Here is a 16,432-nt window from a genome sequence, read left to right as displayed (position 1 = left end):
ATGAATGATACAGACAAAGGAAAATCACTGTCATTTGCAAGCCTTGCTCTGGCACTGGCTGACGACTATACCAGCCTGTACGTTATCGATGCAGAGGATGACAGTTATGTGGAATATGTTCCGAGCGGTGAAAACAAGGAACTCACAATAGCTTCGAGCGGAAAGAATTTTTACGATGATGTTCCGGGAAATGCGGAAAAACTTGTATACAAGGAAGACCTGGCAAACTTTTTAAAAACTTTCAGCCGTGACAACGTTATGAAAGCACTTGCGGCAGGAAAGTCATTTACGCTTGGTTACCGTCTTGTCATAGACGGTGTGCCGTGTTACTATTCGCTCAAGACAATACGCTCATACACTGACCATAGCATAATAATCGGCGTTCAGAACGTTGACAGGCAGATGCGGCACGAAAAGGAAATGGAGAATGAGATCAGGACCTTCAGCGATATTGCCACTGCTCTGGCACAGCAGTACGTTGTAATTTACCACGTGAATGTGCTGACCAACTACTACACCGAGTACAGTACAAGCGCGAAGTATTCATGGGTTAAGCATGGCACTTCAGGTGATTCGTTCTTTGAGGAGTGCGAGGAAAACATGAAGACCTCCGTTTACGAAGGCGACAGGTCCATGATGTACACCGCACTGAAAAAGGAAAACCTTCTTAATGCCATAAGGATTTTCGGACACGTTAATCTGACCTACCGGCTCATGATCGATGATAACCCGCAGTATATGGCTCTGTACGCTGTGCGTGCAGCCGAGGACTCGGACCATATTATCATTGCGGTATCGAATATCGACAAAATCAAGCGTATGGAGCTTGACTACAACAATGCTGTTGAACTTGTCGGCAAGGATACTCTTACAGGAGTCAAAAGCAAGCATGCCTATGTTGAGGCAGAAGCTGATCTTGACAGGCAGATAGAAAAATCCTGTCAGCCGCCTTTCGCAATAGTGATATGTGATGTAAACGGACTGAAGGATATCAACGACAGCCTGGGACACAAGGCGGGTGATGAATACATAAGGCGGGCAAGTACGGTTATATGCAATGCATTTTCTCACAGTCCGGTGTTCAGGATAGGCGGCGATGAATTTGCCGTTATCCTGAAAGGCAGGGACTATGACTGCCGGAGTGACCTTATGGAGCAGATGTTCAGCACCCTTGAGAATAGTAAAACAAACGGTCTGGTACTGTTTGCTGCAGGCATTTCTGAATTTGATCCGGATATGGATCTGCGTGTTCAGGATGTGTTCGAACGGTCCGACAAGCTTATGTACGAAAACAAGATCAGATGCAAATCTGCTGCAAAATAGAAATCGAAAGGAGGCGAATACTGTGCGTTCTGTATTTTCATTTATTTTCACAGTTGTAATTATCGCACAGTTAGTGTGTGTTTACAGGGCGAGACATTCGGGCAAGCCGATCGGACGCTATGTAGCAGCACTTAATTCAGCCATTATACCGCCTCTGCTGGGAAATCTTATTATCATCGGTTCACATCAGAAAATTCTTTCGCTTATAGGAAGCTATATTTATTTTCTCGGTGTAGACCTCGTGGTACTGACTCTTACCCGGTTTACGGTGGAGTACTGCAAAACAAGAAACAATTCTATGAGTACCCCGCGGTTAGTCTATATACCGCTTGCCGTCGATGTCATACAGTTCATGCTTAATCCTTTTACAGGCCATGCTTTTGATCTGAAAGCGGTGGACTATGAAGGAGCTGTCTACTGGAAGCTTGAACCGTATATCGGCCAGACATATCACAGGCTTGTCGCCTATTCCATAGTGGTCGGAGTGGTTGTCATATTCCTTAAGACAGCATCCGGAATGCCTAAGATCTACCGTGAGCGCTACACCGCGCTGTCATACGTGGTCATATTCGTTGGACTGTGGCAGGGATTATATCTTATGTCCGATTCACCGATTGACCGTTCCATGCTCGGATACGGGGCCCTGGGTATACTCATCTATTTCTTCTCGCTTCACTACCGGCCGTACAGGCTGCTTGACCGTATGCTTTCCCGCATCGTATCAGGAATGAATGAATCACTTTTCATTTTCGATCCGGCAGGAAAGTGTATCTGGGCAAACGATGCCGGTCTTGAACTTACCGGAGTCGATGAAGATAACGTTGAAAAGGCAGTACCCGCTCTTATGGAACTCTTCAGGAATCCCGGCAGTGAAAATGACACCGGATGCGTTCAGCGTATAGTCGGAAACGGTGATGATGCACATTACTATACTCTTGAGGAAAACAAGGCTCTGGATGAAAAAAGAAAGTCCCTTGGAACATATCTTCGTATTTCAGATGTTACCGAAGAACAGAACCGTATGAAACGTGAGATGTACGCTGCCACACATGATCCGATGACCGGTCTGTATACGCGTGAATATCTCTTTACATGCATTTCCGAAAGACTTGAAAACGATACTGATACTGAATACCTGATCATGTACGTCGACGTAAAGAATTTCAATGTGGTAAATGACATTTTTGGCGTTGAATTCGGTGACCAGGCAATGAAGCACATTGCGTCCTGGATACAGAACAATCTTTCCAGACGGTGTATTTACGGAAGACTTATAGGCGCAGCATTCGGCGTTTGCATGCCGCGTGAGGAATGGAAGCCTGAATATATTGAGGAAATTCTGACGAATTTCATGATACACAACTACAAAGCGGAATATCACATTCTCATAAATGTGGGCGTATGTGAGGCGGAACACGGTGAAAACAATATTTCGCTTCTGTTTGACAGAGCACTTCTTGCACTTACCGTGACAAGCGACGATATACGCGGACACATTGCCTTTTACGACGCTGCTATACGCGAAAAGCTGCTGATGGAACAGAAACTCTCATCACAGCTGGGCGAAGCCATAGAAAACATGCAGGTATGTCCGTATCTTCAGCCTATTGCGGACGAAAACGGAAAAATAGTCGGTGCAGAAGCACTTGCAAGATGGGAGCATCCGGAACTTGGTTTCCTCCCTCCGTGCAGTTTCATACCTGCATTCGAACGCAACGGACTCATTGCCGAAGTGGACCAGCATATGTGGCGCTCGGCCTGCAGTATACTTTCACGCTGGAAAAAGGCAGGTTCCGACCTGTTCATTTCAGTGAACATTTCACCGAAGGATTTCTACTACATCGACGTTTATGAAAAGATAACCTCGTTTGTAAATGAATTCGGAATTGAGCCGGAAAAACTCAGGATCGAGATAACAGAGTCATTCATGATCAATGACGCTGAAAAACGAATGGCCATGCTCGAAAAATTCCGTGAATCCGGATTTATCGTTGAAATGGACGATTTCGGAAGCGGTTATTCATCACTCAACATGCTCAAGGATATGCCGGTCGATGTACTAAAGATCGACATGAAATTTCTCGACAGGGACAAGACCAGCGAAAAGGCAAAGATAATCGTTCACAACGTTATCTCCCTGACCAAGGACCTCGGAATAGTCGCCCTCACCGAAGGCGTCGAGACCCGGGCTCAGTTCAGCACCCTTTCCGACATGGGCTGTATGCTCTTCCAGGGCTATTACTTCTCAAAACCAATGCCGGTAAAAGAGTTTGAAAAATTCGCCGGGATAGCTGATTAAGATCAGAGGATCAAATTCGAGATATTTAATCTTCAAACGGGTACTGCATTTGCGGTACCCGTTAAATGTAAGGAAGCAAACACTTCGTGTTCGCTGCTATAGAAAATCAGCAAAATTCTTGCTGCTTCGTAAGGGCAGTTCTTAACAGCCGCATTAAATGGAAGGTAGATATTATGTTGAAGAAAAATCTGTAATATGGTATAATGTAACCATAAAAATATAATTTTATAAAGGAAAAAACCAATGAATATAAATTCATCAGAGCTGGATAAATTTAAAGAAGATTTTGAAGCAGCAATGGTTTCGCTTCAGGAAAAGTATGATGTTACAATTACTCTTGGACCGATCACATATTATAAAAATGATTTTTCAGCTTCACTGACTGTCGATAACGGTCGTGATCCGGAAGAAATACGATGCAGAAGATTTAACAGGAATGTATGGAAATATAAATTTCTTGGATTCGAAGAAGGCATGTACAGACGTATTTTTATAGCAGATGATGAAAAACGCTATGCTATCCTGGGTTTTAACACCAAGGCCAAAAAAGTATCCGCTTGTAATAGCTGACATCGAGACAGGTGAATCATTCAAGGCCACTACAGGTTTTGTAAGGCAGATCGTTAATGAATTTTATATAGAAGCTGTTACTGTAAATGATGATGATTTTGTCGACTAATAAAAGGTAACGGACACTTCGTGTCCACTGCTATTGAAAAGCAGCAAAATTCTTGCTGCTTATTCTCTGAAAGAAATTCATTTATTGGCATAATTAGCTATATGTATATAATGGCCGTTTGTTTTGAGTTTGATTAGTAGTGAAAAGGGGGGGTAGCATTGAATCATGAATACTTTAATGCTTTAGTTCGGTCTTGTGAAGAAGATTGGAAAACATTCAAAAAAGCACGATATAGTTCGTTATGGAGCGGTGTTACGGATAAATACAGCGAACAGGCACATTTCATTTATGAGCTTCTTCAAAATGCTGATGATGCTAAGGCTACCTATGCAAGATTTAAACTGTACCATGATAAGCTGATTTTTGCTCATAACGGAAAAAGACATTTTTCTGTTTCTAATCCAGAAACTGAGGAAGAAGACAGAAATAATGGATGTCTTGGTGACGTTAATGCAATCACTTCAATTGGACATTCTACTAAAATTGAACAGAACACCATAGGAAAGTTTGGAGTTGGGTTCAAGGCGGTTTTCCAGTATACTACTACTCCATATATATATGATCCGGAAATATGCTTTAAAATAGAACGCTTTATTGTGCCATCTCTTCTTGAATCTGATCATCCAGAAAGAGCAGAAGGTGAAACACTTTTTGAGTTTCCTTTTAATCATGAAATAAACCATGCCGATATAGCTTTTGAAGCAATATCAGAAAGACTTATGTCGCTTGTTAATCCGATATTATTTTTAGATCATTTGAAAAAAATAACCTTTGAATTTGATGATACGAAAGGTGAGTATAAAAAGAAGATTAATAATCCATACAGGTTTAATGATGATACAGATGCGAAATTGATTACACTTACTAATATAATTAATGGTGATAAAGAAGAGAGAAAACTCTGGTTATTTACTCGCGAAGATGATGAAGAAAGAAAATACTCGGTTGGATTTTATCTGGATGACCAGGGCAATCTCATTCCCGTTGAAGAATATGCGTACTGTTTCTTTCCAACGAAAGTTACTACAGGCCTTCACTTTATTATTCATGCTCCTTTTCTTCTGACTGATAGTCGTGAGGGTATAAAATTTGGCGAGCAGCATAATAAAAAGATGATTAAATTATTAGCAAGCTTGTCGGCAGATAGTTTAGTTTTTTTAAAAGCAATTAGCGTTAAAGAGAACCAGAGGTATATTGATGATAATATTTTAAGTATTATTCCATCAAAATCATTTAATGAAGTTACTTTTTGGGGATGGGTTGCAAGCGTTTCAGTTTTTGAACCATTTTATGAAATGATTCTCAAAGCTTTCAAGTCACTTTGCATTATTCCTACTGGTGATTCCTACACTTTATCTGAAAATGCATATTGGGCAGAAAAGCGTAATTTGGTTTACCTGTTTGATAATGATATTTTGAAAGCAATTACTCGGAATGATGCTGCAGAATGGGTGTTTACATCTTTTTCACGAGAAAAATGTGAACACAAAGAATATGTTGATAAGATAATCAAAGATTGGTTTGATGAGGAAAAACTGCTAAAAAATATAACACCGTCATTTATAGAATCACGTTCGATAGAATGGCTTTCAGAGTTCTATAACTGGTTTAGTGAATCTACTACCAGAATGAAAAGGTATCGTACTCTTCCGATTTTCATTTCATCTGAAGGAAAAGCTGTTTCAGCGTATGATAATGAAGGAAATCATATTTTATTTTTGCCTACTGACGAAGAAAATGAATATACGACAATTAGCAATAAATTATTAGAAAATGAGGATATACGAATATTTGTTAAAGAATTCGGTATTACTAAGCCTTCATTAAAGGATGAAATATACAACAAAATTCTTCCGAATTTCGGAGCATTTGATTCGTCATTTGCAATTCATGCTTTCAGAAAGATATTTGATTATTTTTTAAATGAGTGTCCTGAGGTTGAAAAAGAAGAGTTAATAAAAGAATTAAAGAAAAGAAATTGTGTTATTTGCAAAAAAATAAATAACACAATTAATCACTTGGATTATCCGGGAAACATTTATTTTCTTTCTGATGATTTAAAGAGATATTTTTCTGTAAAAACCTCTACTATGTTTTTGAATTTGGATTTGTATTTGAATATAGTCGGAGAAGAAAACGAAAGATACCTTAAATCATTCTTTGAAGCACTTGGAGTTTCGTTTGAAATACGAATTGATGTTGAGCGTTTATCATATACTGAAGCGCAAGATATTAAATCATATTGGAATCAACCATCAGAGGCTCACTTGGATGAACAAAAATGGGAGCAAAATGTTATTGATGGATGCAAGGAAAATATAGAACATATCGTTTGTAACAATGATTTTGAGCGTTCAGTATATATATGGAATGTACTAATAAGATTGAATGAAAAATATAAGTTTTCTCAGAAACTTAAAGGAAAACACCATTATTTTAATCGTAGAAGTTGGTACGAAGAATTTGATTCTACTAATGTTTTGCTGTTAAGAAAAACTAAATGGTTATTTACTAAAGAAGGGAAAATGGTCAGTCCTAATGAAACTTATATTTCTGCTTTAGCAAAAGAATATGATGTTTCTTCTGCTTCAGCTCAAAACCTTGTATTATTCTTAAGAATGTCGTCTGAAGATCCAAAGCTTTATTTCTTATCTGATGACCAGAAGAGTGATGTAAAGTTTTGTGAACAACTTAGAAAAGCAGGAATAGATGTCAACTCTTTACCGGAGGATAAAATAAATCGTATAATAAAAGCGTTGAGTGAAGACGATGAGGAAAATGATTTAGCATATTCCAGCGTTTCAACTTCATCTTTGGATAATAAGAATTCTGACAGAAACTATAAATCAAAAGTAAAAGTACCAAGAACATATTTATCAGACATCGATGATGACACAGATTCAGATGAGTATATCCCTAAAACTGTCGATTATCAGAAAAAGATTGAAAGAGCAAGAGCAAAAAGTGAAGCTGAAATTGATCTTATTGAACAAATGGAAGATTTACAGCAAAAAGCTATGGACTCGGAACGCTATACTTTTGGCTGGTTCAAAGCATTACTGGAACTTGAAGCAAGAGAAAGTAATGAGTATTCTGGTAATAGCAAAGAAGTCTCTATCATCTTTGGTAAAGTCGAGCCGGAAGGTGAATTAAACCGAACCTTGATTTTAAAACAGCCAAGTAGTTATATTCCTCGTTTTATGGAAGAACTGGCCGATATTCCGCTTGTTCTTGTATTTGAAAACGAAACAAAGAAACTTCCTATTGAAGTTATCAGTGTCAGATCATACACTCTCAGAGTGAAATTAAAGCCGAATGCAGATATAAGTGGGATTGACTTCAAGGCAGTCAGGGAAGGGCGAATTACGGCTCAAAATCCTGGATTTCTTCTTGAAGAACTTAAAAATCAGTTCGAAAAATTTGAGCTTGATGATGTTTTCAATATGCAGGAGAATATTCCTGAAAACATTGAGTTTGTATTCGGTCCTCCGGGTACAGGTAAGACAACTTATCTTGCAAATGAAGTTATCATTCCAAAGATGAAGCAGTCAGGAAAATGCAAAGTTTTAGTTCTGACGCCTACAAACAAAGCTGCAGATGTCATAACAAATAAAATTCAGGAAATGATGGGTGATGACACTTCGTATAATGACTGGCTTGTTCGCTTTGGATCAACCAATGATGAAACAATAGAAAAATCCGGATTGTTTAAGGATAAAACTTTTGATCTTGGCTCGCCTGAACGACTGGTTACTGTAACTACGATAGATCGTTTTCCGTATGATTTCTTTATGCTGCATAATAAAAGATATTACATTAGAAATCAGCGATATGATTATATTATTTTTGATGAAGCATCTATGATACCGCTTGTAAAAATAATATATCCGCTTTTTCTCAGAAATCCTAAAAAGTTTATAGTTGCTGGCGATCCTTTTCAGATTGAGCCGGTTGTTCATCTGAAAATGTGGAAAGGCGAAAATATCTATACTATGGTTAAGCTTGATTCTTTTGCTAAACCTAAGACAGTACCGTATGACTATGCTGTTAAACCGCTTACCAGACAATACAGAAGCATACCTGTTATCGGGGACCTGTTCAGTAGAATGACATATGATGGTGTACTGGAACACGACAGAACTGATGAGGATCAGATCGTAATTAACTTCGGCAGTAAATTTGCTGTGAAACCAGTAAATCTCATAAAGTTTCCTGTAAGTAAATACGAAAGTATTTACCGAGCAAAAAAGCTGAACGGAAAGACTCCATATCAGATTTATTCTGCGTTATTTGCTTACGAGTTTACTAACTGGCTTGCCGGTATCATCAGTCAGTATAATCCGGAGAAAAAAATAAGTATTGGTGTTATAGCTGCATACAAAGCACAGGCAGATATGATTGAACGTCTGATAGCTTCTTTGAAGCTTCCGGATACAATTTCAGTACAAACAGGTACAATTCATGGCTTTCAGGGAGACGAATGTGAAATAATCATATCAGTTTATAATCCTCCGCCTTCTATTACGCTGAAAAAGGACAAGCCAATATTTCTAAACAAAAAGAATATCATAAACGTTTCTATCAGTCGTGCGAGGGATTATCTGTTTGTATTAATGCCAGATGATAATACAGAAAATGTAGATAATCTTATTCTGATCAAGAAAATGGAGAAGTATATAAAAGAAAGTAATCAATATACAGAGTATAATTCTGATTATATTGAAAAACTGATATTTGGAAAAACTGATTATCTTGAAGAGAATACTTTTACAACTTCGCATCAAAGCGTTAATGTTTATGAACTTCCTGAGCAGATCTATGAAATCAGAAGTGAAGATAACGCAATAGATATTCAGATTCACAAACAATGAGTCTTAAATTAGGAGCAGACAATGGGCAAAACTCTTGTATATCACGGTAGTTATACCGAAGTAAAAGTGCCGGAAATAATAGTCGGCAGAAACACAAAGGATTTTGGTACAGGTTTTTACTGTACGATTATAAAAGAACAGTCGGAACGATGGGCGAAAAGATACAGCACACCGGTGGTAAATGTTTATTCACTACTTATAGACGAGTCGCTGGATATTCTCGAATTCAAAGAGATGACAGATGAATGGCTAGATTTTATCATCGACTGCAGGAGCGGCAAACCGCATGATCATGATATTGTTATCGGTGCTATGGCTGATGATCAGATATATAACTATGTTTCTGATTATATTGAAGGAGTTATCACTCGTGAACAGTTCTGGGCGCTTGCCAGATTCAAATATCCTACTCATCAGATAAGCTTCTGTTCTGAAAGATCACTTAAGTGCATAAAATTTGAACGTTCGGAGGTACCAATGAAATGAACGGTCGGGAAGATAAAAAAAGCAATGACCTTTTTTACACATGCTCTCTGATAGAATACATCGCAAGGAAAACAAAGAATAAGCCGTCAGTTATTACTGAACTTATTGGCAGGGAGCGAATCCGTCATATTTATGAATACGCTGATGTGTTCCACTGTGATAATATCGACAGAGTTTCGGATGATCTGATAACTGAGTTCAGCATTCCGACAGGGCGTTTCGATAATGTAGCTGAGTGCCGGTATTCTGTTCCGACGCACTGGGATATCGGTAAGGTATATAAACGCCTTATACTTGCGGACGCAGAGAAAAGTGGAAAAGATATTATTACAGTTCTTACTGAAGTGTACTCCTCAAAGATGGTCGATCTTATCGAGGATTACAACAGCAGCTTCTACTACGACAATCCGGGTGAGATATTCTGGACATACAAAAACGGCTGTGTCCCGGCATAAGCCTTGATATTACGCACGTAATAATGTAAAATTAGGGAAACGCTGATTTATTCATAAATCAGCATTGGCTCCGGGGTGAAGTTACGCAAATCCCACCTCCGGAAATCAGAAAACGTAATTACGGTTTCTGTAGTCGGTTAATCAAAGGTCCCGTAATGTAATTAAACGGGACATATAAACTTGAAATGATCAGCCGGATGTGATATACTTTTAACAAAGGAAACGATCAGATAAGAGGGTTGAGTATGTTCAGAAAAATCTATGATAAACGGAAAGAGATCACAAATCTGATTTTTCTGCTTTATATACTTGCTGTTCTTTCTCTTACATTTATCGTACGTGAGACAATGGTATTCCGTACACCCGGCAGCAGGGGAGTGGTAATGGAACCTTTCCGTGAACTGCAGGCGATGATAGAACAGCCGAATCATTTTTTCTGGTTCATGCAGATAACTCTTAATGTTTTACTGTTTATTCCTTTCGGATTTCTTCTGCCGTGTGTAAGCAGATACTTCAGAAGCTCGATAGCCACTGTGGCATCAGGATTCTGTTTTTCGTGCTTTATTGAAATGATGCAGTACATAACCGGCAGAGGACTTACAGAAGCTGATGATATTATAACCAACACTGCAGGAGCTGCGGCAGGAGTTTTTATTTACTGGACTGCTGTGGTCCTGAAAGAAAGATCATTAATGAAACTCTGATCACGCCTGTTAAAGAAAGGTAAAGATCATTTTTTCCTTAAAGAAAGAAGGGATTTTTTATGAAAGAAAAATGCAGGGAATTCATGGAGCGTAATCTTGAAAAAGCCGGTGTTCCTTTTGACTTTGAAGATATTGACGGTGAAATGTATGCTTCAGGAGAATACTTTACGTTTACTGAGGAACCGCTGAAGAACGTCAGACTTATCCAGCGCTTTATCATCGACAACGACGGTATAGTATCTCTTGCGATGTATGAGGTGAATATTGAAAACACTGAAAAATTTGAAGAACTTGCCTCACTGTTCTCTGAAAAATATGAGATCAGAATAAGATACGACGCCGACTACAGTACGATCAAGACAGATGCCGGCATGGCTGCGGGAGCACTTATCGATAATGCGAGAATGTTCCGTTCTTTCGTTACTTATCCGCTTTTGGTGCTGAGAATGGTCGTTTACGCTTATTACGTGGTGACTGAAGAAGGACTTGATGTAAAGGAAGTATTTGATGATATTACCGAGCATCAGGGCGATTTTCTTATTGCGGATGAGATAACCTATAATACGGATGAAGTATCAGGTATTATAAAGGAAGGCAGAGAACGCTATTTCATCGAGCACGATTTCCTTCCGTCTGAGTTTTATGACGATCCGGAATCATTCATCAGCAGCCTGAAGGAAGAAAAGGAAGCGTTTTTAAAGAGGATCACAGATGACGTTCTTCTCGAAAATTCAGCTGCTCCGGTTTCTGAACATGAAGGATTCAGACTTGACTTCATAGCTGATGAAGACGGCCTTACGTGTATTGATATGGTAATACCGGTCGCAGAAAACTATCTTGAATGTTCTGACATCATCTTTTTCTGGTCAGATAAAAAAGAACCGGTCTACTACACGGTCGAGATCAAATACGAGGACGACAAAAAGATCTGGCTTGCCTGTGCCTGGGATAAATCAGGAAACCATCTTGATTTCGGCAAAGCCGGCAGCCGCGAGGAAGCTGTTCAGATCATAAAGGACAGAATAAAGTGATCACGGAACGCTGATATCCGTTTTTTCGGTCAGACAGTGTTTCTTCAGAATAAAAGGGAAAGAAAGGGTAATTAAAATGAAACTTGAGCCGATCGTCATTTCACTTCTTGATACTGATCTTTACAAGTTCAACATGGATCAGGTTATCTTTCACAGACACACTGATCTGTGCGGGCAGTATTTCTTCAAGTGCCGTAACAGGGATGTGGTTTTCACTCCGGAGATGGTCAAAGAGATAAACGAACAGATAGATCATCTCTGTACGCTTACATTCAGAAAGGAAGAACTTGACTATCTCCGTTCCATACGTTTTATTAAGAAGGACTACGTTGAGTTTTTAAGACTCTGGCGTCCGATAAGGGATTATGTAACAGCAAAGCTCGACGATAACGGTGAACTTTACATAGAAGTAAACGGCCCGCTTTTCTCAGCAATGCAGTTCGAGATCTATCTTCTTGAGATCGTCAATGAAGTTTACTTCCGTATGAAGTACGATTATGAGAAACTCCGCAGATCAGCTGAAGAAAGACTTGACGCAAAGATAAAGGGACTCAATGACGGTACCTATACTTTCAGTTTTGCTGAATTCGGCTGCCGCAGAAGACTTTCGCGTGAGTGGGAGGATGTGGTCGTAAGAAGACTGGTTACGGAAACAAAGAACTGCGTAGGTACTTCAAACGTATATCTTGCAATGAAGTACAACGTAACGCCGATAGGAACATATGCACATGAATTTGTACAGATGTATCAGGGCATTGATTCGATCCCGCTTGCATACACAAACCACTATGCAATGCGTGACTGGTATAATGAGTACGACGGTGATAACGGTACGGCTCTGACGGATACAGTAACAACAGATCTGTTTCTGCTCGACTTTAACCGTTCCATGGTAAACAACTATACAGGTGTTCGTCATGACAGCGGCGACCCTTATGCGTGGGGCGACAGGATGATCGCACATTATAAAAAGTACGGCGTTGATCCGAAGACGAAGCTTCTTCTCTTCAGCGACAGCCTTGACTTTGACAGAGCACAGAAGCTCTATGACTATTTCAGCGGAAAGACAAAGGTTTCGTTCGGCATAGGAACGTTCTGCTCAAACGATACCGAGGAGCAGGCTCTCAATATAGTGATCAAGCTTCAGTATGTAAACGGCAGACCTGTTGCCAAGCTTTCAGATGATCCGGGCAAGGCTATGTGCCGTGATGAGGATTACCTCGGATATCTCAAACGTTCAGTGAAATTCAGACTTGAGCGTGAAGCAGATAAATAAAAAATGACGGAAACGGAAACAGATCAGCAGATCCGGATGCGGGAACGCGTACGGATCTGCTGATCATGTTTTTTATAATATTCAGGAAAACGCAGCGTTATTCATAAATCAGCGTGGGGGTTCGGGGCGAAGCCCCGTAAAATCCCACCTCCGGAAATCCGGCGAAGCCGGATTTCCGATTTAATCAGTTTTTCCTTAGATATTCGTTATAAACAGAAAACCGCTGAACAAAGAAGGCTGTCCAGCGGTTTTGAAAAATATTCAGATTTAATTATTTCTTCTTGCCCTGCATTGCTTCAACAAGTTCGTTTGTTCTGATCTCGAAGAGGTCAACAAGAGGAACTGTCTTTTCATTTGCAGTGAAAATGTAGAGAAGAGCAAGGAACATGTTCCATGTCATACCACGCTGCTTCTTTTCTACAGAAAGAATAGTCTGTCGGCTGATTCCGGCGATCTCAGCAAGTTCAGACTGTGTAACGCCGAGCTTTGCTCTGAGAACTGTAAGGTTCTCAACCATTCTGTCGATATAAACTCTTTTTAATTCTTCATTCATAGTTTTTACACCTCATAAAAGTATTTGTGATTTTTTTAGGATAGGGGTTTTAACTATATCCATACTACTATATCTATTATAATACGTTTTAGATAAAAAATCAATCCCCGAAAAAAATAATTATAGAAATATCTAAAAAAGCATCGCCAATGACCTAAATTGTAAAAATCATATCAAACAGAACAAGATAGGAACAATGCATTTTTGACACTGATTCAATACACAGGAATTGGACAAATTAATCCTATATAATATTATAACAAATATGAATATCAATGTAAAGAATTAGACTGTCTGAAATTGAACTTTATTCTCTTGACAAAATTAATATGATAATGTAAAATTATATTGTATATGTCTGATGACGAACGGGACAGGAAAACACTGATTTAACGGCTGATAAGGCTTTGTCAGTGTTTCCTTTGTAAAAAACACAGAAGGGTAATAAATTGGAAACATATTATTTAATCGATTTTGAAAACGTCAGTACAGGGGGATTTTCCGGATGTGAGCTGCTCGGAAGCAGCGATCATATCCATGTATTTTTCACGGACAAATCAACGAAGTTTGACCTGAATATTCTGCACCGGCACAGGGCAGCGTCGCTCGAGATACATAAGGTACCATGCGGCAACCAGTCCGCTGATATGCATATAGTATCATATCTTGGCTATCTTGTAGGAAAGAACAGCGGAAAGAATTTTGAATGTATAATAGTAAGCAAGGACACGGACTTTGACAATATCATCAGATTCTGGACAGAAGCCGAAAACGTATCAGTAAAAAGAACCCCGGTGATAAAGAGCGCTCCGGTCAGCACGGAAAAAAAGAACAAAAAGCAGACACATGACAAAAAGGAAAAGAAAGCCGATGTTTCCGGCAGTGTAAATAACAGAAAAAACAGATAAAAATGCACGGAAAAACAGTATTGAACAGCAGAAAAACGAGCTTTCCGAAAGACTCAGAAAAGCGATAGGCGAAAGCGAGATCAGTCCGTGCTTTACAGATGAGATCACTGCAATAGTTACGAGCCATTTTGAAGAAAAGCACATGCTTACCTCAGTTCACAATGACCTCAGACAGATTTTCACTGACTACAGTGACGTTTACGACCTTGTACGTAAAGTCGTAAAGGAGCACAACAGTCTTTCCGGTTCCGGAACCAGTGATAACAGTACCGGTAATTCGTTGGGTGTAACAGTTAAAAAAGATCTTTCCGGAGCAAAGCTCGGATCTGAAGCGGTTGATTTTCTTGCTTCGGTAGCAGTTAAATATTCCGGAAAGTCCGGTTCAAAAACGCTTGCAAATAAAGCTCTTGTAAAAAAATACGGACAGGACAAGGGTAATGATCTTTATAAAAAAATAAAGAAATATCTCTGATTTTTTTGACGTTTAAACAGATTTTATTTTGCATAAAACTATTGACGTAAGCTTTGTACAGTGATAAAATTAAAAATGGTTGTTTTTAAGTTATAAGATTATTTTGACGCCGGAAAGAAGACTAATGATGTTTGAAACTTTTGAAAAATACGAATCAAATGTAAGATCCTACTGCAGAAAATATCCTGTAGTTTTTGATGAAGCAAAAAATGCTGAACTGTTTTCAGAACAGGGCGAAAGATATATTGATTTCCTTGCTGTTGCAGGTTCAGTAAACTACGGACACAATAATCCGGAAATAAAGGCTGCTGTTCTTGATTATCTGAGCAGTGACCGTATTATCAACGCTCTTGATATGTATACAAAAGCGAAAAGAGAGTTTATTGAAGCTCTTGAAAACCTTATACTCATACCAAGAAAACTCGACTATAAAGTAATGTGCTGCGGTTCAACAGGTACAAATGCAATAGAAGCTGCACTCAAGCTTGCGCGAAAGAATACAGGAAGAACCAATGTATTTGCATTTTCAGGCGCATTCCACGGAATGTCAATGGGAAGCCTTGCATGCACTACTGACAGAATAAGCCGTGAGGGAGCAGGAGTTCCTCTTGACAATGTTTCCTTTATGCCTTACTGCAACAGCCGTATTGATTCAATAGAATACCTTAAGGAAGTTCTTGAAGATGATCACTCCGGTTTTGACAAGCCGGCAGCTGTAATTCTTGAAACAGTCCAGGCTGAAGGCGGCATCAATGTTGCTGATGCAGAATGGTTAAAGGCCGTAAGAAAGATATGCGATGACCACGGAATAGTAATGATCGTGGATGACATTCAGGTCGGAAACGGCAGAACAGGTACATTCTTCTCATTTGAAAGAGCAGGTATAGTGCCTGACATGGTAGTGCTTTCAAAGTCTATAAGCGGTCTTGGAATGCCTATGTCCATCGTTCTTGTCCGCCCTGAACTCGATATTTTCCGTCCTGCGGAACACAACGGAACATTCAGAGGAAATCAGCTTGCATTTGTCGGAAGCAAGGCAGGTATTGAGTACTACAATAACCATAATCTCGAAAGCGATGTAAAGCGCAAATCAGCAATAATAGAAAAGTTCCTCAATGAACGTATTGCTTCTCTTGATAAAAGGATCAGCATCAGAGGAATCGGCTTCATCTGGGGCATTGACCTGAACGGGATCGATCCTAAGCTTGCGATCGAATGCGTGCACAAGGCTTTTGACAATAAGCTTATACTTGAAGTTGCCGGCAGACATGACGGTGTCCTCAAGGTAATGCCTCCTCTTACAATAGAAGACAATGTTCTTGTCGAAGGACTTGAGATCCTTGAAAAGTCGATAAAGGAAGTTCTTTAACAGTAA

At 39.4% G+C, this 16,432-nt stretch carries 13 protein-coding genes; 12 read left to right on the top strand and 1 reads right to left on the bottom strand.

Translation table 11 applies throughout. From position 1 onward, the window contains the following. From CC97_RS02310 to pncB, 9 genes are all read left to right on the top strand, one after another. Entirely contained in the window at positions 1–1,323 is a 1,323-nt protein-coding gene (locus tag CC97_RS02310) for a GGDEF domain-containing protein (protein ID WP_156036737.1), read from the top strand. A 22-nt stretch (positions 1,324–1,345) separates the two neighbouring features. Next, positions 1,346–3,622 (top strand): EAL domain-containing protein, encoded by a 2,277-nt coding sequence (locus CC97_RS02305; RefSeq protein ID WP_044973546.1) that lies wholly within the window; start codon positions 1,346–1,348, stop codon positions 3,620–3,622. A 243-nt stretch (positions 3,623–3,865) separates the two neighbouring features. Next, on the top strand, positions 3,866–4,192 hold the full coding sequence (locus tag CC97_RS02300; protein ID WP_044973545.1) for a hypothetical protein: 327 nt from the start codon (positions 3,866–3,868) through the stop codon (positions 4,190–4,192). Between the two features lie 267 nt (positions 4,193–4,459). Beyond that, positions 4,460–9,172, top strand: a complete 4,713-nt coding sequence (locus CC97_RS02295; protein ID WP_044973544.1) for an AAA domain-containing protein — start codon at positions 4,460–4,462, stop codon at positions 9,170–9,172. A 21-nt stretch (positions 9,173–9,193) separates the two neighbouring features. Further along, positions 9,194–9,658, top strand: a complete 465-nt coding sequence (locus tag CC97_RS02290; protein WP_044973543.1) for a DUF3990 domain-containing protein — start codon at positions 9,194–9,196, stop codon at positions 9,656–9,658. Beyond that, positions 9,655–10,113, top strand: coding sequence for a hypothetical protein (locus CC97_RS02285; protein WP_044973542.1), 459 nt, complete (start codon positions 9,655–9,657; stop codon positions 10,111–10,113). Before CC97_RS02290 ends, CC97_RS02285 begins: the two co-directional genes overlap by 4 nt. Before the next feature lie 245 nt (positions 10,114–10,358). After that, entirely contained in the window at positions 10,359–10,817 is a 459-nt protein-coding gene (locus tag CC97_RS02280; RefSeq protein ID WP_049962632.1) for a VanZ family protein, read from the top strand. 59 nt (positions 10,818–10,876) lie between these two features. Continuing rightward, complete coding sequence (locus tag CC97_RS02275) at positions 10,877–11,848, top strand: hypothetical protein (protein ID WP_044973541.1); 972 nt, start codon at positions 10,877–10,879, stop codon at positions 11,846–11,848. Positions 11,849–11,924: 76 nt separating this feature from the next. Next, the gene (gene pncB / locus CC97_RS02270; protein WP_044973540.1) at positions 11,925–13,124 is read left to right on the top strand and encodes a nicotinate phosphoribosyltransferase; all 1,200 of its coding nucleotides are present in this window, start codon (positions 11,925–11,927) and stop codon (positions 13,122–13,124) included. A 271-nt stretch (positions 13,125–13,395) separates the two neighbouring features. On the opposite strand, the gene CC97_RS02265 is transcribed toward pncB, so the two are convergent. Then, positions 13,396–13,677 carry a helix-turn-helix domain-containing protein gene (locus CC97_RS02265; RefSeq protein ID WP_044973539.1) on the bottom strand — a complete coding sequence of 94 codons (282 nt, stop codon included), beginning with the start codon at positions 13,675–13,677 and terminating at the stop codon, positions 13,396–13,398. 449 nt (positions 13,678–14,126) lie between these two features. On the opposite strand from CC97_RS02265, the gene CC97_RS02260 reads away from it, so the two are divergent. From CC97_RS02260 to ectB, 3 genes are all read left to right on the top strand, one after another. Then, entirely contained in the window at positions 14,127–14,585 is a 459-nt protein-coding gene (locus CC97_RS02260; protein ID WP_049962631.1) for a PIN domain-containing protein, read from the top strand. Positions 14,586–14,727: 142 nt separating this feature from the next. Continuing rightward, complete coding sequence (locus tag CC97_RS18475; RefSeq protein ID WP_049962630.1) at positions 14,728–15,057, top strand: hypothetical protein; 330 nt, start codon at positions 14,728–14,730, stop codon at positions 15,055–15,057. A gap of 124 nt (positions 15,058–15,181) precedes the next feature. Then, positions 15,182–16,426 carry a diaminobutyrate--2-oxoglutarate transaminase gene (gene ectB / locus CC97_RS02255; protein WP_044973538.1) on the top strand — a complete coding sequence of 415 codons (1,245 nt, stop codon included), beginning with the start codon at positions 15,182–15,184 and terminating at the stop codon, positions 16,424–16,426. The last annotated feature ends 6 nt before the right edge of the window (positions 16,427–16,432 follow it).

It is taken from the genome of Ruminococcus sp. HUN007, from assembly GCF_000712055.1.
Classification (GTDB): Bacteria; Bacillota; Clostridia; order Oscillospirales; family Ruminococcaceae; genus HUN007.
The sequence above is the reverse complement of the archived record's forward strand: the minus strand, read 5'-3'. Positions and strand labels throughout refer to the sequence as shown.